The organism is Enterobacter quasimori (assembly GCF_018597345.1).
Lineage (GTDB): Bacteria > Pseudomonadota > Gammaproteobacteria > Enterobacterales > Enterobacteriaceae > Enterobacter > Enterobacter mori.
Map to the genome: position 1 here is coordinate 1,097,369 of NZ_JAHEVU010000001.1, position 19,032 is coordinate 1,116,400.

The 19,032-nt window shown below is 58.0% G+C and carries 17 protein-coding genes; 4 read left to right on the plus strand and 13 right to left on the minus strand.

Going from position 1 to position 19,032, the window contains the following annotated elements; all coding sequences use genetic code 11:
• Positions 1–110 precede the first annotated feature (110 nt).
• The 4 genes from poxB to KK102_RS05310 all read left to right on the plus strand — a co-directional run bounded on the left by poxB (position 111) and on the right by KK102_RS05310 (position 5,423).
• Positions 111–1,829, plus strand: coding sequence for a ubiquinone-dependent pyruvate dehydrogenase (gene poxB, locus KK102_RS05295; protein WP_216357109.1), 1,719 nt, complete (start codon positions 111–113; stop codon positions 1,827–1,829).
• Positions 1,830–1,867: 38 nt separating this feature from the next.
• Positions 1,868–2,869 (plus strand): low-specificity L-threonine aldolase, encoded by a 1,002-nt coding sequence (ltaE, locus tag KK102_RS05300; protein ID WP_216357110.1) that lies wholly within the window; start codon positions 1,868–1,870, stop codon positions 2,867–2,869.
• Between the two features lie 10 nt (positions 2,870–2,879).
• On the plus strand, positions 2,880–4,316 hold the full coding sequence (locus KK102_RS05305; protein WP_216357111.1) for an SDR family oxidoreductase: 1,437 nt from the start codon (positions 2,880–2,882) through the stop codon (positions 4,314–4,316).
• A 93-nt stretch (positions 4,317–4,409) separates the two neighbouring features.
• Positions 4,410–5,423 carry an NAD-dependent epimerase/dehydratase family protein gene (locus KK102_RS05310; protein ID WP_024907825.1) on the plus strand — a complete coding sequence of 338 codons (1,014 nt, stop codon included), beginning with the start codon at positions 4,410–4,412 and terminating at the stop codon, positions 5,421–5,423.
• Between the two features lie 95 nt (positions 5,424–5,518).
• Here the strand turns inward: KK102_RS05310 and KK102_RS05315 are convergent, their stop codons facing one another.
• From KK102_RS05315 to gspE, 13 genes are all read right to left on the minus strand, one after another.
• The gene (locus KK102_RS05315; protein WP_216357112.1) at positions 5,519–7,339 is read right to left on the minus strand and encodes a glycoside hydrolase family 19 protein; all 1,821 of its coding nucleotides are present in this window, start codon (positions 7,337–7,339) and stop codon (positions 5,519–5,521) included.
• 133 nt (positions 7,340–7,472) lie between these two features.
• Positions 7,473–7,913: a type III secretion system invasion protein IagB gene (gene iagB / locus KK102_RS05320; protein WP_216357113.1), complete on the minus strand. Its 441-nt coding sequence runs from the start codon at positions 7,911–7,913 to the stop codon at positions 7,473–7,475.
• Between the two features lie 106 nt (positions 7,914–8,019).
• Positions 8,020–10,731, minus strand: coding sequence for a glycosyl hydrolase family 18 protein (locus KK102_RS05325; RefSeq protein WP_216357114.1), 2,712 nt, complete (start codon positions 10,729–10,731; stop codon positions 8,020–8,022).
• Between the two features lie 255 nt (positions 10,732–10,986).
• Positions 10,987–11,784 carry a prepilin peptidase gene (locus KK102_RS05330; RefSeq protein WP_216357115.1) on the minus strand — a complete coding sequence of 266 codons (798 nt, stop codon included), beginning with the start codon at positions 11,782–11,784 and terminating at the stop codon, positions 10,987–10,989.
• Positions 11,781–12,266, minus strand: coding sequence for a type II secretion system protein GspM (gene gspM, locus KK102_RS05335; RefSeq protein ID WP_216357116.1), 486 nt, complete (start codon positions 12,264–12,266; stop codon positions 11,781–11,783). Before gspM ends, KK102_RS05330 begins: the two co-directional genes overlap by 4 nt.
• Positions 12,263–13,396, minus strand: coding sequence for a type II secretion system protein GspL (gspL, locus tag KK102_RS05340; RefSeq protein ID WP_216357117.1), 1,134 nt, complete (start codon positions 13,394–13,396; stop codon positions 12,263–12,265). The genes gspM and gspL overlap by 4 nt, the downstream gene beginning before the upstream one ends.
• 15 nt (positions 13,397–13,411) lie before the next feature.
• Positions 13,412–14,422 carry a type II secretion system minor pseudopilin GspK gene (gspK, locus tag KK102_RS05345; RefSeq protein WP_216357118.1) on the minus strand — a complete coding sequence of 337 codons (1,011 nt, stop codon included), beginning with the start codon at positions 14,420–14,422 and terminating at the stop codon, positions 13,412–13,414.
• Positions 14,419–15,030 (minus strand): type II secretion system minor pseudopilin GspJ, encoded by a 612-nt coding sequence (gspJ, locus tag KK102_RS05350; RefSeq protein ID WP_126543559.1) that lies wholly within the window; start codon positions 15,028–15,030, stop codon positions 14,419–14,421. Before gspJ ends, gspK begins: the two co-directional genes overlap by 4 nt.
• Positions 15,027–15,407 carry a type II secretion system minor pseudopilin GspI gene (gene gspI / locus KK102_RS05355; protein WP_126543558.1) on the minus strand — a complete coding sequence of 127 codons (381 nt, stop codon included), beginning with the start codon at positions 15,405–15,407 and terminating at the stop codon, positions 15,027–15,029. The genes gspJ and gspI overlap by 4 nt, the downstream gene beginning before the upstream one ends.
• Positions 15,400–15,885, minus strand: coding sequence for a type II secretion system minor pseudopilin GspH (gene gspH, locus KK102_RS05360; protein WP_126543557.1), 486 nt, complete (start codon positions 15,883–15,885; stop codon positions 15,400–15,402). Before gspH ends, gspI begins: the two co-directional genes overlap by 8 nt.
• Positions 15,885–16,334 (minus strand): type II secretion system major pseudopilin GspG, encoded by a 450-nt coding sequence (gspG, locus tag KK102_RS05365; protein WP_216357119.1) that lies wholly within the window; start codon positions 16,332–16,334, stop codon positions 15,885–15,887. Before gspG ends, gspH begins: the two co-directional genes overlap by 1 nt.
• A 3-nt stretch (positions 16,335–16,337) precedes the next feature.
• Positions 16,338–17,546 carry a type II secretion system inner membrane protein GspF gene (gene gspF, locus KK102_RS05370; protein ID WP_216357120.1) on the minus strand — a complete coding sequence of 403 codons (1,209 nt, stop codon included), beginning with the start codon at positions 17,544–17,546 and terminating at the stop codon, positions 16,338–16,340.
• Positions 17,546–19,024 (minus strand): type II secretion system ATPase GspE, encoded by a 1,479-nt coding sequence (gene gspE / locus KK102_RS05375; RefSeq protein WP_216357121.1) that lies wholly within the window; start codon positions 19,022–19,024, stop codon positions 17,546–17,548. Before gspE ends, gspF begins: the two co-directional genes overlap by 1 nt.
• Between the last annotated feature and the right edge of the window lie 8 nt (positions 19,025–19,032).

Sequence of the window (19,032 nt, forward strand, 5' to 3'; positions counted from 1 at the left end):
GCCGAATGATTGCACAGGAAAACCACCTTTAATTAAGGGGTAATGAGCAGGCAATACAGTGACTTTCTTCTAAGCTTGTAAGCGATATCACAAAAAGGAGACGGACAACCATGAAACAAACCGTGGCTGCATATATAGCGAAAACGCTCGAACAGGCTGGCGTAAAACGTATCTGGGGCGTGACCGGTGATTCCCTGAACGGACTCAGCGACAGCCTCAACAAGATGAAGACCATCGAGTGGATGCCCACTCGCCATGAAGAGGTTGCCGCCTTCGCCGCAGGCGCTGAAGCGCAGCTTACCGGTGAACTGGCCGTCTGCGCCGGATCCTGCGGGCCGGGTAACCTGCACCTGATCAACGGGCTGTTCGACTGCCACCGCAATCACGTGCCGGTGCTGGCGATTGCCGCCCATATCCCCTCTTCCGAAATCGGCAGCGGCTATTTTCAGGAAACGCATCCGCAGGAGCTGTTCCGTGAATGCAGCCACTATTGCGAACTGGTTTCATCCCCGGAGCAGATCCCGCAGGTGCTGGCGATCGCCATGCGCAAGGCCGTGCTGAACCGCGGCGTTTCGGTAGTCGTTATCCCGGGCGATGTGGCCCTCAAGGCCGCACCGGAAGGTGCCAGCACCCACTGGTATCACGCGCCGCAGCCGGTGGTGACGCCAGCCGAGGAGGAGCTGAAAAAGCTGGCCCAGCTGCTGCGTTACTCCAGCAATATCGCCCTGATGTGCGGCAGCGGCTGCGCGGGCGCGCATAAAGAGCTGCTCGAATTTGCCGGTAAGCTGAAATCCCCGATTGTCCACGCCCTGCGCGGCAAAGAGCACGTCGAGTACGATAACCCTTACGACGTGGGCATGACCGGGCTGATCGGTTTCTCCAGCGGCTTCCACACCATGATGAACGCCGACACGCTGATCCTGCTCGGTACCCAGTTCCCGTACCGTCCGTTCTATCCGGCGGATGCGAAAATCATTCAGATTGATATCAACCCGGCCAGCATCGGCGCGCACAGCAAGGTCGATATGGCGCTGGTGGGCGATATCAAATCCACCCTTGCCGCCCTGCTGCCGCTGCTGGAAGAAAAAACGGACCGCACGTTCCTTGATAAAGCCCTGAGCGACTATCGCGATGCCCGTAAGGGGCTCGACGACCTCGCCAAACCGAGCGACAAAGCCATTCACCCGCAGTATCTGGCGCAGCAGATCAGCCATTTCGCTGACGACGACGCCATCTTTACCTGCGACGTGGGCACGCCAACCGTCTGGGCGGCCCGCTATCTGAAGATGAACGGCAAGCGCCGCCTGCTCGGCTCGTTCAACCACGGCTCGATGGCCAACGCCATGCCGCAGGCGCTGGGCGCAAAAGCGACAGCGCCGGAGCGTCAGGTGGTGGCGATGTGCGGCGACGGCGGGTTCAGCATGCTGATGGGGGATTTCCTGTCGGTGGTGCAGATGAAAGTGCCGCTGAAAATCGTGGTCTTTAACAACAGCGTGCTGGGCTTCGTGGCGATGGAGATGAAGGCCGGAGGCTATCTGACGGACGGCACCGAGCTGCACGACACCAACTTTGCGCGTATCGCCGAAGCGTGCGGCATCACCGGTATTCGCGTGGAGAAAGCCTCAGAGGTGGATGAAGCCCTGCAGCGCGCCTTCTCCATCGACGGTCCGGTACTGGTTGACGTCGTCGTCGCCAAAGAGGAGCTGGCGATCCCGCCGCAGATCAAGCTTGAGCAGGCCAAAGGCTTTAGCCTCTATATGCTGCGCGCGATCATTAGCGGGCGCGGTGACGAGGTGATCGAACTGGCAAAAACCAACTGGCTCAGGTAAAACATTTCGCATGACCTCTTAAATTAAAGGGATGTGAAATGATTGATTTACGCAGCGATACCGTTACCCGCCCGAGTCGCGCCATGCTCGAAGAGATGATGGCCGCCCCGGTCGGGGACGACGTCTACGGCGATGACCCAACGGTCAACGAACTGCAGCGCTATGCGGCTGAACTGAGCGGCAAGGAGGCGGCCCTGTTCCTGCCCACCGGTACGCAGGCTAACCTGGTCGCGCTGCTCAGCCACTGCGAGCGCGGTGAAGAATACATTGTCGGCCAGGGTGCGCATAACTACCTGTATGAAGCCGGCGGCGCGGCGGTGCTCGGCAGCATTCAGCCGCAGCCGATTGACGCCGCGCCGGACGGCACCCTGCCGCTCGATAAGGTCGCGGCGAAAATCAAAGCCGACGATATTCACTTCGCCCGCACCCGGCTGCTCAGCCTTGAAAACACCCACAACGGCAAAGTGCTGCCGCGCGAATACCTCAAATCAGCATGGGAGTTTACACGCGAGCGCAGGCTCGGCCTGCACGTTGACGGCGCGCGCATCTTCAACGCCGTGGTGGCGTACGGCTGCGAGCTGAAAGAGATTACGCAATACTGCGACTCGTTCACCATTTGCCTCTCTAAAGGGCTGGGCACGCCGGTGGGCTCTCTGCTGGTGGGCAATGCGGACTACATCAAGCGTGCGAACCGCTGGCGTAAAATGACCGGCGGCGGCATGCGTCAGGCGGGTATTCTGGCGGCAGCGGGGCTGTATGCCCTGAAAAACAACGTGGCGCGTCTGAAGGACGATCACGACAACGCCGCGTGGATGGCTGCGCAGCTGCGTGAAATTGGTGCCGACGTGATGCGCCACGACACCAACATGCTGTTCGTGCGCGTGGGTGAGGAGCACGCCGCCGCGCTGGGCGAATTTATGAAATCACGTGGCGTGCTGATCAACGCCTCACCCGTCGTGCGTCTGGTGATGCATCTCGACGTGAGCCGCGAGCAGCTGGCGGACGTGGTGAAACACTGGAAGGCGTTTTTACAGCAATAAGGAGCATCACGTGCCGCAACGCATTCTGGTGCTCGGCGCCAGCGGGTATATCGGTCAGCATCTCACCGCGGCGCTAAGCCAGCAGGGACACCGGGTGCTGGCTGCGGCACGTAACACGGAGCGCCTGCAGAAGCTCAGTTTGCCGGGCGTCACCTGCCACAGCGTTGACCTCAACTGGCCGAAGGAGCTTCCCGCGCTGCTGGACGGGGTCGACACGCTTTACTACCTGGTGCACAGCATGGGCGAAGGCGGGGACTTTATTGCCCATGAGCGTCAGGTGGCGATGAACGTCCGCGATGCCCTGCTGCAAACGCCGGTAAAACAGGTGATTTTTTTAAGCTCGCTCCAGGCACCCGAAAGCGGGCAGTCCGACCACCTGCGCGCCCGCCAGCTGACGGCGGACACCCTGCGCGGCGCGAACATTCCCGTCACCGAACTGCGGGCCGGGATTATCGTCGGCGCGGGCTCTGCCGCCTTCGAAGTGATGCGCGATATGGTCTACAACCTGCCGGTACTCACGCCGCCGCGCTGGGTTCGTTCGCGCACCACGCCGATTGCGCTGGAGAACCTGCTGCATTATCTGGTGGCCCTGCTGGATCACCCGGCGGAGCAACACCGCGTGCTGGAGGCCGCCGGGCCTGAAGTGCTGAGCTATCAGGAGCAGTTCGAACATTTCATGCGCGTCAGCGGCCGCCGCCACTGGCTGATCCCCATCCCCTTCCCGACCCGCTGGATTTCGGTGTGGTTTTTGAATGTGATCACCTCCGTGCCGCCAACCACGGCAAAAGCGCTGATCCAGGGGCTGAAGCACGATCTGCTGGCGGACGATCGCGCGCTGCGGGCGCTCATACCCCAGGACCTGATCCGCTTTGACGATGCCGTGCGCAATACGCTGAAAGAGGAAGAGCAACTGGTGAACTCCAGCGACTGGGGCTACGACGCGCAGGCCTTTGCCCGCTGGCGGCCCGAGTATGGCTATTACCCGAAACAGGCGGGCTGCACGGTGAAAACCCACGCCAGTCTGGCCGCGCTGTGGGAGGTGGTGAACCAGATTGGCGGCAAAGAGCGCTACTTCTTTGGCAATATTCTCTGGCAAACGCGCGGCGCGATGGATCTGCTGGTAGGCCACCGGCTGGCGAAAGGCCGCCCGACGCACCCGTATCTGGAGGTGGGCGATACGGTCGACAGCTGGAAGGTGATCATCGTCGAGCCGGAAAAACAGCTGGCGCTGCTGTTTGGCATGAAGGCGCCAGGGCTGGGCCGACTCTGCTTTACGCTGAAGGACAAAGGCGACCACCGGGAACTGGACGTCCGCGCATGGTGGCATCCGCACGGAATGCCCGGTCTGTTCTACTGGTTATTGATGATCCCAGCACACCTGTTTATTTTCCGGGGCATGGCGAAACGCATTGCGCAGCTGGCAGAACAAAAGACGGAAAAGAAGTAAATAAAACTCTTATTCTTTCACCTTTCCCATTGCAACACGTCGTAATTCACGAAAGAATGCGCACGAAATTCTTTTTCAACACAGTGGATTGATATGAAGGTACTGGTTACCGGGGCGACCAGCGGCTTAGGCCGAAATGCGGTCGAGTTTCTGCGCAACAAAGGCATCAGCGTCAGGGCCACCGGTCGCAACGAGGCGATGGGTAAGCTGCTGCAAAAAATGGGCGCAGAATTTGTCCATGCCGACCTGACGGAGCTGGTCTCCTCTCAGGCGAAGGTGATGCTCGCCGGTATCGACACGCTGTGGCACTGCTCCAGTTTTACCTCCCCGTGGGGCACCCAGGAAGCCTTCGATCTCGCCAACGTGCGCGCCACGCGTCGCCTGGGCGAATGGGCCGTTGCCTGGGGCGTGCGTAACTTTATTCATATCTCGTCCCCGTCACTCTATTTCGACTATCACCACCATCGCGACGTGCAGGAAGATTTCCGCCCTGCTCGCTTTGCCTGTGAATTTGCCCGCAGCAAGGCGGCCAGCGAAGAGGTGATTGACCTGCTGGCGCAGTCAAACCCGCATACCCGCTTTACGGTCCTGCGCCCTCAGAGCCTGTTCGGGCCGCACGACAAGGTGTTTATTCCCCGTCTGGCGCAGATGATGCACCACTACGGCAGCGTGCTGCTGCCGCGCGGCGGCGATGCGCTGGTGGATATGACCTATTACGAAAACGCCGTTCACGCCATGTGGCTGGCGAGCCAGCCGGACTGCGACAAGCTGATCTCCGGTCGCGCCTACAACATCACCAACGGCGAACCCTGCACGCTGCGCAGCATTGTGCAGCGGCTGATCGACGAGCTGCAGATCGACTGCCGTATCCGTTCCGTGCCCTACCCGATGCTGGATATGATTGCCCGCAGCATGGAGCGTTTTGGCAGTAAATCGGCCAAAGAGCCTGCGCTGACGCATTACGGCGTCTCTAAACTCAACTTTGACTTCACGCTGGATATTTCGCGGGCGGAGAACGAGCTGGGGTATAAACCGGTGGTGACGCTGGATGAAGGGATTATGCGCACCGCGGCGTGGCTGCGGGATCATGGGAAGTTGCATCGGTAGTTAATCTGATGCGGCCTGATGCCCTCACCCCGGCCCTCTCCCACGGGGAGAGGGTGCAAACAAAAAAACGGCAACCTTTCGGTTGCCGTTTGCTTTTACAGTGCCGTCCAGGCGTCAGCCCACGCCAGGCCAGCGCCTGGCTCGTAGTATGCCGGGGCATTGTTACACCAGCCGCTGTACGGGAACGGTTTGCACTGGAACAGTTTACCGTGGTTGTTCACGATATCACCTGCCTTGTACTTGCTGTTCGCGCTCCACGCGGCGTAAGACGCGTCGTCTTGAGATGGCGTGACCGCTTTCGCCTTCACGTTCAGCAGGTAAGACGTAGTGCTGCTCAGTTCGCCATCGCTAACGGTCAGACTCACTTCAATCTGCTGTGCCGTGGCGGATTCTGGCGCCCTGAAGGTCACAACCGCTTTGTCCTGACCGGTCACGGTCTGACCATCCTGTGAACGCCAGGTGTAGGTCAGCTTGTTACCGTCGGCATCCGTAGACCCTTCCGCGCTCAGAGAGACCTGCGCACCGGCTTCAACGGCGCCAATTGGACCCGCAATATGCGCGACCGGGGCGTGGTTCACCGCCGCCGGCTCAGCCGGGGTTTCATCCGGCGTCGGCGCTGGCGCTGGAGCCGGCGTTTCATCTTCTGTCGGCGCTGGCGTTACCGGGGTTTCGTCCGGAGTGGTGGGGGAGCCATCGTCGTTCACGATGTTGACGTTAAAGAACTTCTGCACGCACTTGCTGTAGTCACCCTCTTTAAAGGCGCTGAACGGCGTCTGGTAGCCCACCAGCTGGCAGGAGTAGGTCTGGCCGGTTGGGGTATCCGCGCTCCATCCCCAGTCCTGTTCCCAGTAAATCTTCAGCGCACCGGCACCGCCTTCATCGAACTGCTTCATGTTGGCGCAGCCCAGCACTTCGTTCGCCGGAACGGGCACTTTCAGGTAGTTCGCGAACTCTTTGTAGTACTTGATACGGTTTTGCGACTGGGCAATTTCAGTCGGGCCGCCGCACTCTACGCCACCGTTGATGATCTGGGTGGTCACGCCGAAGCCAGGGACCAGACCGTTGGCTTTATCGTGAGCGTTCGGCTGCCAGGTGCCGTCGATAACCTGCAGCATGCTTGGTTTTGGCGGCTGCGGATAGGCGAAGAAGAAGATCGCGCTCGCCAGGTTCAGCCAGGTGTCCGCCACCAGCTCAGGTTTATCGAGCAGGGTACGCACGTCGCCGTACATCGCCTCGGAGAACGGACCGTAGTTGTAGTTGTAGGACAGCTGCTTCGCACCACGACCGAAGTAGCTCAGGAAGTCGCCGTCTTTATCTTTCCCGCACGGCCAGGTCTGCCCCTGCCAGACGTCCGGGTTACATTCGCCGTTATAGCCGCCCTTCTGGCCTTCGCTCCAGCCCATTTCACGCACGTGAACCAGCGCCTGACGCCATTCGGCCTCCGGACGCCAGCTCTCGTGGCCGCCGGTTTCCTGGGCAAAGTGGGCAAACATAGTTGCCAGCTCTTTGCGGCAGATGGCGTCGCTGTCGCGACCGTCGTTGTAGGTCTTACACAGCGCCGGGAATTTACCTACCGCCTTCAGGAAGTTGCTGTAGGTGTACGCCTGCGCGCGCAGCGGGAAGAGATATTCCCAGTCGCTGGCCTTCACGATCCCTTCCACGCGCTTCACGTTTTCCGGGTTTGCCGCACGGCCTGGCTCAATCATTTCAACCTGAGCGTTGTCCAGCGTCTGGATGGTCTCTTTCACCGAGGCCATCAGCGGGAAGCTGGTCAGTTCTTTTTCCTTCTTCGCCAGATCGCTGGCTTTCATGGTGTACGGCTCACTGGGGGTCGCTTGCAGCGAGGCAGCCTGCGCCATAAACGGGGCGACGCATGCGCCGGCAACGAGTACACTCAGTAACGTCCTTTTGTTCATTTCAGTATTCCTGTTAATAGAAGTTAAATTATAAAATCCCGGCTTATGTATTAATCCGTTAATAAATAAACCACAGACAGCTGTTTTCACTTTTCGAAGAACACCCTCGGGAATTCTTCAAAAATAAAAAACCTTAATAACGTGCCGCTAATTTCAATTGCTGATATTTTTTCCAGACCTTATGGGCATATTTCATGCGCTGCGGATAATTCTCTTTTTTTAATCCGGCGTTATATGCGCCTACCGCCTCCCAGTTATAGCCATAGACCTTAATCATCCCGGACAGGATGGAAGCGCCGACCATAATGGAGGTACAGGGCTCGGTCATCAGCCGATATTCATCAATCCCCCTGCTCGCAAGCGCCGTAAAATGGGAGCTGTTTATTTGCATCAGCCCGACATCGCGGGTGCCGTCATGGTTTTGACCAACCGCGTACGGGTTCATGCCGGATTCAACGTTGGCGATGGCATATAATAAGTACGGATCGACATGATAATAATGCGCCGCTTTATCCCAACAGTTTGCCAGCGCACTTTGGCTTATTATCAATAAGAACAACATTACCTTTTTCATATTTACCTGCTGTAAGCGTCAGTGATTTCTCCTTAGCAACATCCTGTAAAATGAATTTTGAATCACTCACCACCCCAAAAGGGTGGTGAGTGATTTCCGGGCTATATTATTTGCAGTCTGTTGATGGGCCTTCTTTCACCCATACGTCGCTGTTGGCCGGGTTATCACCGCGGGTCCACCATTTGGCACGGTAAACGTTGCCCTGGTAAGTTGTGGTTTCACCGCCGTTGTAAACCAGATCAGAACGCCAGTTCATCTTCACGTTGCTGACCAGCTCCCAGGCATCCACACCGAAGCCAGGCTGGTTGCCCTGGGTCCAGTACTTCGCTTTCCACACCAGATGGTCGAAGCTTACGGTATCGCCATTGTTGTAGATTTTGCTGGCATCCCATGCGGCATATTTGCTGGCGTTAGCATCGACAGGATTGTCGCAGCTACCGGTAGCAGAGCCTTCATCAGATGGCGGAGTCACCTCATCAGACGGAGGGGTAACCTCGTCAGCAGGCGGGGTCACGTCATCAGCCGGCGGCGTAACGTCAGCCGGTTTCGGATTCACGGTAACCTGCACGTTAGACTGCACGCTGGTTTTACCGTCGCCGACAATCACGCTCAGGGTGTAAGTAGACGTTGAAGTCACCTCTGGCGCAGTGATGTTCACGTTCGCCGTGTCAGTACCGGTCGCGTGCATATCCGCTGGAACGCTCCAGGCGTAGGTCAGCGCGTCGCCGTCCGGATCCGCTGCCTGGGCATGCAGAGCATAGGTTTCACCCGCCTGCAGCGTTACCGCTTCCATCTGGTTTACTACCGGCGCCTGGTTCGCTTTCGGCGCTTTGTTCACAACCTGCACATCAATTGCGTTGCTCAGGCCTTTCGCATCCGTTACCGTCAGGCGGAACGCCAGGGTCTGGTCGCTGGTCGCGGCCGCAACGTTAAAGGTCGCTTTCGCTTTGGTGCTGTTGGTGAGGGCCACCGATGGACCAGAAATCTGAGTCCACTTGTAGGTGATAGCATCGCCATCCGGGTCGGTAGAGGCAGAGCCATCCAGCGTAACGGTGGCCGGGCCAGAGACGTTCTGGTCAGACGATGATGCGATTGGCGCATGGTTTGTCACCACGGGCTCAACCGGTGTAGAGCTTCCCAGCAGGCTTTCGTTCATCGCGTTCAGGATGTCGCCGTTATCAGAGTCAATAGACCAGGAGAACAGACCGCCCAGTTTATTAGCCAGAACGTATTTACCTTTCGCCGCCGCGGAGCGCGCATCTTCATAGGAGATCAGATCGCCCGTTGATTTGTTAAAGACGTAAGGCGCTTCCGCAGTCGCGTCGTAGCCATACTCCCAACCCGGCTTGCCTTTATACTCATTTACGATCTGGCGATAGTCGACAACACCCGGTTCCCAGGTGCCTTTCACTGGACCGGTTGCGGTACCGGTGAACGGGTTGTCGCCCGTCTGACCGTGTACGCCAGTCCAGCCACGACCGTACATGCCCGTCCCCACCACAATCTTGCCTGGCTGTACGCCCTGAGCCAGCAGCGCGTTCACGCCGTTCTCAGTGGTGTAGTTGGTATCTGGACGCCATGCTGGAGCATGCAGCGCCGCCTGGTGACCCAGCTCGGTATTACTCCACGCGCCGTAGAAGTCATAGCTCATCAGGAAGATATGATCGAGATACTGCTGTGCCGCGGTGTAATCCACGTCTTCAATCTTATCTTTACCGGAACCAATCGCCGTGGTCAGTTCGTAGGTACGGCCCGTCTGTGCAGACAGTTCATCCATCATGGCGCGCAGATCGTGCATCAGCGCGGTGTAAGTTGCCTTGTCCTGCTGCGGGTTACCCAGCGCCGCGTTCTCACCGCCGCCGCCCGGGAATTCCCAGTCGATATCCACGCCGTCGAAGAATTTCCAGGTCTGCAGGAACTCTTTCACGGAGGAGACGAAGCGTGCGCGAATGGCCGGATCGTTCATCTGGTAGAACGGGTCAGACAGGGTCCAGCCGCCGATGGACGGCAGAACTTTCAGGCCCGGGTGCGCTTTTTTCAGCGCCATCAGCTGGCCAAAGTTGCCTTTGTACGGGTCATCCCAGTTAGAGACGCCGGACTGTGGTTTTTGCACTGCAGCCCACGGATCGTGGATCGCCACGGTATAATCCTGGCGGCCATTACAGGCGCGTTTCAGGGCTTCAAAGCTGTTGCCCCCTTCGATGGATTTCAGGCTATCGTTGATCCCGTCGCCGCCGCAGATTGGAATGAAGCCATACAGAATGTGGTTCAGGTTAGCCGCAGGGATTTTATCGACCGGGAAGTTACGACCATACACGCCCCACTCAGGGAAGTAGGCACCGACCACTTTATCGGTATGCTGGGCGAAGGTTTTGTTGTTCTCCTGCATCGGCGCATTCAGCGGCAGCAGGTGGCTGCCGTCGGTGTCCGCAACGATAATCAGCTTGCTGGCACTTTTGGTACAGCCGCTGGCGTTACAGAGTTCAACCTGTTCCTGATAGCGGCCACCTTTTTTCACCTTGAAGGTGGCAGAGCCAGAAGCGCTACCCGCCCCCGTCCAGACGGTGGTGCCATCCAGCAGAACCTTCGCAGATGTTGGCGCATCGCCGCTCCAGACATTCCACTCCACTTTCACATCCACGCCATCTTTATGCACTTTGACGAGGCTGTTGTAATCCTGTGCCGCCTGGTCTACTTCAACCAGCGCAAATTTGTCATTGCCATAGCCAATCGTCGGTGTGCCTGGCGCAACTGCAAATGCGGAGCCGGATGCCGCCGCAATGAAGAGCGCCAGATATTTAGGCTTCATAAATTTCATTTTTATTTCCTGATAAATTTATTCGTAACGTTAATAATCCATGCATTCCTTGAGAGCATGGAATCTATTTGCGTAATGCGTATTTAACCAACCTGAAAATCGTGACAAAAAACGTTTTGCTACGTTGTATTCCTCCATAAAAAGATACAAGCCTAAATTCCGTGTCGCTTATATCCCTTACGATACACTGAGCGCAAAGAGACGTCCTTCTCTTCCATCGTCGAAAAAACTTATAAAAAAACTTGACCTGAATATTTAAAATATGAAAGCAAATTGCTGCCCAATAAACACCACTATTCCAGCAAATGAGAGGTAGGGACCGAAAGAAATAGTGAGGTTATTTTTATTTAAATTATTTAACGCGAAATAGCCGATAATACCGCTCAGCGCGGCGATTAATTCCAGCGAGGGTAGCGCCTGCCAGCCGCACCAGGCACCTAAAGCCGCCAGCAGCTTAAAATCACCATACCCCAACCCTTCCCGCCCGGTGGTCAGGCGAAACGCCCAGTACAGCAGCCAGAGCGAGAGATAGCCCGCCACGGCGCCGAGCAGCGCATCGCGTAGCGGCAGCGTATGGTCAAAGGCATGCAGCAATAATCCTGCCCACAGCAGGGGCTGCGTCAGGCAGTCCGGCAGCAGCTGGTGCCGCCAGTCGATCAGCGTAAGGGGTATTAAAAACGCCGCCAGCAGCCACAGGGAGAACAATGCCTGGACGTCCGGCATACACCAGGCGGTGATGCCAAAAAACAGCGCAGAAAAAAGTTCGATTAAAAATATCCGTAGCGGGATGGCGGTGCCGCAGCGGCTGCAGCGTCCGCGTAAAACAAGCCAGCTAACGATCGGGATATTCTCCCAGGCGGCCAGCGTATGCTGGCATGAAGGGCAATGAGAGGAAGGAAAGAGCAAATTGCCGCCCCCCTCTTCGTCCATCACCATGCCCGGTACGCGCTCGGCGACGACGCCAAGAAAGCTCCCCACAATGCCGCCCAGAATCGCACTCATCACCGGGAACCCCACCGGGTAAACCTCCCGCATCAGCGCGAAGGTGTTCATGCGGTTTTACTCCAGGTAAGCTGCACCTCGGCCTTTACGTCGCTGAGGCGATCGACCGGCGTGAGGTTAATTTTTTGCAGCCTGACGCCGGAGGTCTGGTTAATTTCCCGCAGCCAGTTCTTTAATTCGTAGACGTTTACGCGATTCACAACAAACGATAAGGTTTGCCCATCCTGCCGCACATCTATCAGGGGGAGATGAATTTCCTGCGCGCTGTTTTCCACCACCGTGCGCGGATTATCCGTTTTGACAATCTGAACCTGGAGATGATTTTTATCGATTTCACTGCGCATCCAGCTCAGCGTCTCTTTTTGTCGGGTCAGCGTGGCTTTGCTATTTTGAATAATATTATCCAGCGGGATCACGCCTGCGTAATAAACGGCCGCCCCCGCCAGGGCAACGGCACATATTTTTATAATGACTTTTTCCCTGACGCTGTAATTCTGATAATGAGACTTAAGCTGCGTGATTCGCTCTTTCATTTATATTTCCCTGCGATCGTGGCGGTATAAGGTGCAGCGGTGGAAACAGGTTGCAGGGTAAAATCAAAATTTTCCCCCGCCTGATTCACAAACGTCTGCAACGCAGTTTGATTTTGCGCACTGACACTCAGCGTCAGCGTGTTCTGTTGGGCGTCGTATTCCAGCAGATCGATTTCCATCGCCGGCGCGGCCTGCCTGGCTTTCTCCAGCGCTTCAAGCTGCAAAAATACCCCTTTGGTCTGCTTTTTCATGTTTTGACCAAAGTGGTATTTGATGTTGGTCTGCTGGCGCATACTCGGAAAATGGTGCTGATAAACCTGAGCGATCTCCTGCTGAATAGCATTCTCCTGCTGCACCAGCATCCAGGCCATGGCGACGCGCGGGCCGAGCAACAGGCCGAGAGACAGCAGGCCCGCTGCGGCCATCGCCGCTTTGATGCCTTTCGGGGCCTTACCCGTGCCCGCTTTCGCGCTGAATTCACCGTGCATAATATTCACGCGGCAGGTTTGCCACTGCGGCTGGATCAGTACCAGCGGATGCTGCCAGGGCTGCAGGAGGTCAACCTCAACCCCTTCAGGCTGTGCGCCGTAGCAGCACACCTCGCCCTCGCCCGCTTTCTGCATTAGCAGCGGCAGCAAGCTGGCCTCCATCTCCCCGGCGGTGTGGGGAGATAAACGCAGCCAGTAGCTTTCATCCTGCTTAACCAGCGTGCTTCCTCCCTCTGCTACCGGCAGCAGCCAGGCATCCGGCAACGCCTGGATCACCTTCATTCCGGCGGCCTGAAAACGGGTTAACCATCCGCGCAACAGGTCGGCATCAATCGCCACCGCATCGACCTCGGCGCCCTTTTTGTTGAGCACCGTCCAGTGAAGATTATCCACGTCACCAATCAGCGTCTCTTCCGCCATCCACGAGAATGCCGTCGCCTGCGAGGCAACTTTTTTCGGCAGCGTAAAGTGGCGGAAGATCATGCTGCTGGCAGGCAGCAGCAGGCAAACGCGTGCCGCCAGGGGATGGTTTATCAGCGCATCCAGGCTCTCCAGCGTCTCAACCTGCTGGCTGCCGGAGACACACCACATTATTTTCCCGCCCTCGCGGCTGTCGGGACGAACAAAAAGGACCTGTTTCATAACGTTCTACTTTTCTTATTCAATCATTCGGTAACGGCGCTGCCACGTCACGATCTCACCGGCTTCGTTATTGACCTGAAGCTGGCTCACCACGCGAAGCGTTAATTCATCGGTATTGCCGGTATAATTGACGCGGAAATACCGGCTGTTAATGGAGAGATAGTCGGCTACCTGCGGAAGGTCGTCTTTCAACTGCGGGAAGGCCTGCTCCAGCGCTTTGCTGAAGGTTTCCATACTTTCCCAGCCGGTTTCAGGACGCGATTCAATCAGGCGAACGGCATCATCTTCATTGAGTTTTCCCGGGAACAGCGCGGCCAGCAAGGCGGCCTGCTCCGGTTTCAGGGTATTCACATCTACCTTGCTGGCGGCGTCCGGCAGCGCGCACAGCAGCTTGCTCACCTTCGGGTAAGCGGCAGCCGGGAATGCGGGCAGCAGCGTGATCTCCGCAATGGTGCGCATCATCTGGTTCGCCGGTTGGCGAGCGGGCACCACGCCAGCCCAGGCATCGGTCTCTGCGCCCTCTTTGGCCGCCGTCGTGTCGCCATCGAGATAGTCCACCAGCTGCAGATACACCTCTTCCGCATTGGTCTGGCTCAGGCCGCTCTCCGTCAGAAGCTGTTCAACAATCTGCTCTCTGCGGGGCTTTTCCGGCACCGCCGGGAGGTTTTGCCCCTGCGCAACTTTCTCGACCGCCAGCAGGTTGTTGACGTTAAAGCAGTCCTGCGCGTCTTCCACCTGGCCGACCACCGTGTAGTCTTCGCCCCGGGTTTCCAGCGGCTGATGCCAGTCGCCGTCGGGGGAGAGCGCTTTGCTTTCCCCGCTGGCGTCGGCCTGCAGCCGGTCCTTCGCCACCTTTTCCTGGGCCTGCATCGCCCAGCGCAGCTGCTGCTGGCTTACCTGATAATGCGTTTTTTGCAGGTTGCGGCAGAACTGCTGGCTGATTTTGGCGGCCAGCGCCGACATCATCACCAGCAGGATCAGCACCACCAGCAGGGCTACGCCTTTCTGTTTGCGCAATGCACTCATGATTTTGCTTCCGGCGGCGGTACGGGTGCGTTTTCTGGTGCAGCCGCTTCAGGCAGATCGCCCGGCGTCGTAAAGACCCAGCGCCAGGTATCACCGTTTTCCATGGTCAACGTCAGCTCCACGCCGTCCGGCAGATGCGCCGGGTCGCTCCAGCTTTTCAGCCAGCCCTGACGGTAAAAGCGCCACTGCAGGGATTTCACGTTGCTGACAATCGGCACCTCGTCGGGTTTCGCGTCCGCCGGGCCGTCAATCACCGGCCAGACGTCGCGATACAGATGCCCTTGTTCCAGCCGCCAGCGCACGCGCTCCAGCTGGACCGTGCCGCTCACGCCGTTCAGCGTGGTCAGCTCAAGCGCATCGTCCACCTGACGGAACAGATCCGGCTCGTTGCGCGGCGCGCGCGCCTGCAGCTGGTAGAAATCACGTTCCATCAGGCTCCAGGCGCGCTGCAGCTGATTGAGCTTCGCCGCGCTGGCATCCGTCGCCGAACTGGTGCGCATCGCCCCGTCCAGAATTTGCCAGGCCAGGGTGCTTATCACCGCAAAGATGGTCAGGGCAATCATGATCTCCAACAGGGTAAAACCGCGCTGGCGTCGGGTTCTCTTCACTGGCTCTCTCCTGGCCCAACGATCTGCAGCGAAATGACCGGCTGGCTGTCATCGCCTTCGGCGTACACGCGGATCGCGTTAGCCCAGCCGCTCTCAGCGGTTTTGACCCGCTGCTTGCGCCAGTTCCAGCCGCGCCCGCCCATGATTTCCGTTCCCTGCTCCTCAGCATCCGGGAAGTCGGTTTTCGCGAGCTGCGCTTCCGCCAGCTGGTTCTCGGCCACCCAACTGGCCTGCAGCGTGTCGGCCAGCCCGTGGGTAAAACGCACGTTCAGGGAGACCGAGTTCATCAGCGCCAGCGCGGCGGTGGAGAAGATGACCAGCGCGACCATCACCTCCAGCAGCGTCATGCCCGTTTGCTTTATCTTTCCGTTAGCCATCGTTTTCTACCGATACCGGGGCCGCGCCCTGCGACACCACGCGGAAATGGTGCTGTTTGTCGTAGCTTTGCAGCGTCAGCGTAAATCGGCCAATCTCGCCGTCCGGCAGAAAGAGGATCTGGGGGTCGGCCTCGACGGTGGCCGCCAGGCGCTGGGGCGACAGCGAAACATGCATCTCCTGCGGAAAATCGCCTTTGGTGGTAATTCGTCCGGCAGATAAAGGCACCCAGTGACGCACGCCATTTTTATCGTCGAGCGTGACCAGCTGATATTTATCGGTGGTGATTACCATCCCGACGATATTTCCGTCCATCACCGCACGGTCTGAACCATAATCAACGAGGGCTTTTAACTGCTGGCCAAATATATCCGCACCGCTGCGCGAGGGTATTGTTGACACCACCATCATGGCGCAGCTTGCAAATATCACCAGCGCCAGAATAATTTCCAGCAACGTAAAGCCGCGTTGATTTTTCATTATTTCTCTTTCTTATCCAGAGACCAGTTCGTAATATCATCGGCGGTATTGGCTTCACCGTCCGGACCGGCAGAGAAGACGTCACCCGCGCCGTGTTCGCCCGGGCTGACGAGCAGATAATCGTTGCCCCACGGGTCCTGCGGCAGGCGGCGAATATAGCCGTCGGCACGGTAGCCGTTCGGGATGGGCGCGATTTCAGGTTTGGTCACCAGCGCCTGCAGGCCCTGCTCTGTTGTCGGGTAGCGGTGGTTATCGAGCTTATACATATCCAGCGAACCTTCGAGCGCGACAATATCGCTGGTCGCTTTTTGCGTATCCGCTTTTTCTTTATTGCCCATTAAGTTTGGCACCACCATACTCGCTAAAACGCCGAGAATAACGATCACCACCATTAATTCGAGCAAGGTGAAGCCCGCCTGGCGAGCCAGGTTTTTACGTTTTATAGCCATGATTTAACCTACCATATTATTAAGTTGCAGAAGCGGTTGTAATATTGACAGCACGATAAATAAAACAATCGTCGCCATGGAGACCACCAGCGCCGGTTCAAATACCGACAGCGTTAACGTAATTCGATGCTGTAATGCCGACTCCTGGTTTTCCGCCGCGCGGTCCATTAAATTGCCGAGCTCCCCGCTCTCTTCGCCGGAGGCGATCATGTACAGCATGGTCGGCGGGAATAATTTCGCCTGTTCGAGCGCGGCATATAACGACGCCCCCTGGCGCACGGTATCGGCGGCCTGCTCCAGCACCTGCCGGGCGTAGAGGTTTTCGATACCGTCCATCGCGATATACATCCCTTCGAGCAGCGGCACGCTGCTGGCCTGCAGAATACTCAGGGTTCGGATATAGCGGGCGCTGTTGATGGCGCACACCAGCTTTTTAATCGGCGAGCCGTTCACCAGCCAGCTGTGCCAGCGAAAACGGTTTTTGGTATTTCTGAGCCAGGTCTTAAAGCCGATAAACCCACCGCCGAGGATCCCGACAATATAGATGCCGTACGCCTGCAGGAAATCGCTCACCGCGATCAGCGTGCGGGTGGTGATCGGCAGCTGTTGCTTCATGTGGGTGAACTGCTCGATCACCTGCGGGACCACCGCCACCAGCAGGATGCTGATCACCGCGATGGCCACCACCGTCAGGGTAATCGGGTAGACCATCGCCTGCGTCAGCTTGCTTTTCATCTTCTGGCGCTGCTCGTTGTACTCCGCCAGCTTCTCCAGCACGTCGCCCAGGTGGCCGGTTTTTTCACCGGCCATCACCAGGGTGCAGTAAAGCTTGTCGAAGGTGCGCGGAAACTGGCTGAAGGCGTCGAACAGCGTATGCCCTTCCACCACCTTTTCACGAATTTCCACCACTATCGCCGCCAGCTTTTTGTCCTCCGTCTGCTTCGAGATCGCCTTCAGCGCGCTCTCCAGCGGCAGCGCGGCATTGACCAGCGTGGAAAGCTGGCGGGTAAACATCGACAGCACCGGCGTGGAGAGCTTAGCCCCGGTCTTTGCTTTCCCGGACACCGCCGCTTCGCGGGTTTCGGTGATGCTGACGGGCATCAGCTTTTGCTCGCGAAGCCACTGGCGAACCTGCTTTTGCCCCTCGGCCTGCAGCGTGCCGCGCAGGGTTTTGCCCGCCGCATCCGTCGCCGTCCAGGCGTAGAAGGCCATTATTCATCCCCCCCGCGCTCGGCGGTGACGCGCATCACCTCTTCCAGAGAGGTAACGCCGCTAATCACCTTCAGCAGCCCGTTTTCGCGCAGGCTGTAGGCCTGCTTAAAGAGCTGCGTTTCGATGGACATTTCGTCCTTATCTTCATGGATCGCGCGGCGCATGGTGCTGTCCACCACCAGGAACTCATGAATACCGGCGCGGCCCTGATAGCCGCTCTGGCGGCAGTGCTCGCAGCCCACCGCGCGATAAATCGCTTTCGGCGGCGTCTCCATGAAGCTGAACAGCGCTTTTTCATTGGCGTCCAGCGGACTGGTGGTGCGGCAGTGCGTACACAGCCGACGCACCAGACGCTGGGCAATGACACCGAGCAACGATGAACCGATTAAAAACGACTCCAGCCCCATATCCCGCAGGCGGGTAATCGCCCCGGCGGCGCTGTTGGTGTGCAGCGTAGACATGACCAGGTGACCGGTGAGCGAGGCCTGCACCGCAATTTGCGCGGTCTCGCCGTCACGAATTTCACCGATCATCACCACGTCCGGGTCCTGACGCAGAATGGCGCGCAGCCCGCGGGCAAAGGTCATGTCCACGCGCGGGTTAACCTGCGTCTGCCCCACCCCTTCCAGCTCGTATTCAATCGGATCTTCAACGGTCAGGATGTTGCGCTCGTGGCCGTTCAGTGCCGAGAGAATGGCGTACAGGGTGGTACTTTTACCGGAGCCCGTTGGCCCGGTGACCAGGATAATGCCGTGCGGGCGGTCGATCAGCCCTTTTAACTTCTCCAGCTCTTCATCGATCAGGCCCAGCTTGTTGATGTCTGGCTTCAGGTTGCTTTTATCGAGCAGGCGCATCACCACGCGCTCGCCGTACTGGGACGGAATGGTCGAGACGCGCACGTCGATGGCCTTGCGGCCGATGCGCAGGGAGATGCGGCCATCCTGCGGCAAGCGCTTCTCGGCGATGTCGAGCTTCGACATGACCTTGATGCGCGACACCAGCAGCGGTGCCAGCTTGCGCGCCGGCTGCAGCACCGGGCGTAGCACGCCGTCGACGCGGAAGCGAATGCTCAGCGTACGCTCGAAGGTTTCGATATGAATATCCGACGCGCCGTCCTTCACCGCCTCGCCGAGAATGGCGTTGATCAGGCGGATCACCGGCGAGTTTTCGTCGTTATCAAGCAGATCTTCGTTATCCGGGATCTCCTCGGTTAACGCCATCAGGTCGATATCCGCGTCCATATCGTCCACCAGCTGCTGCGACACGCCGCTGCTCTGCTGCCAGATTTTGGCCAGCAGTTCTTCAAAGGCTTCAGATGTCAGGGTCACCGGGACGAACGCGCGTCCCAGCACCCGGCGCACTTCCAGGAGTGCTAACGCCGGGGTGTCCTCACGGATGTAGACGTCGTTGTTATAAAACAGAACGCCGTTATCTTTCGCGTAGCTGCTGCTGCACAGCGCTTTACTCAGTTCGTCCACGTTGCCCC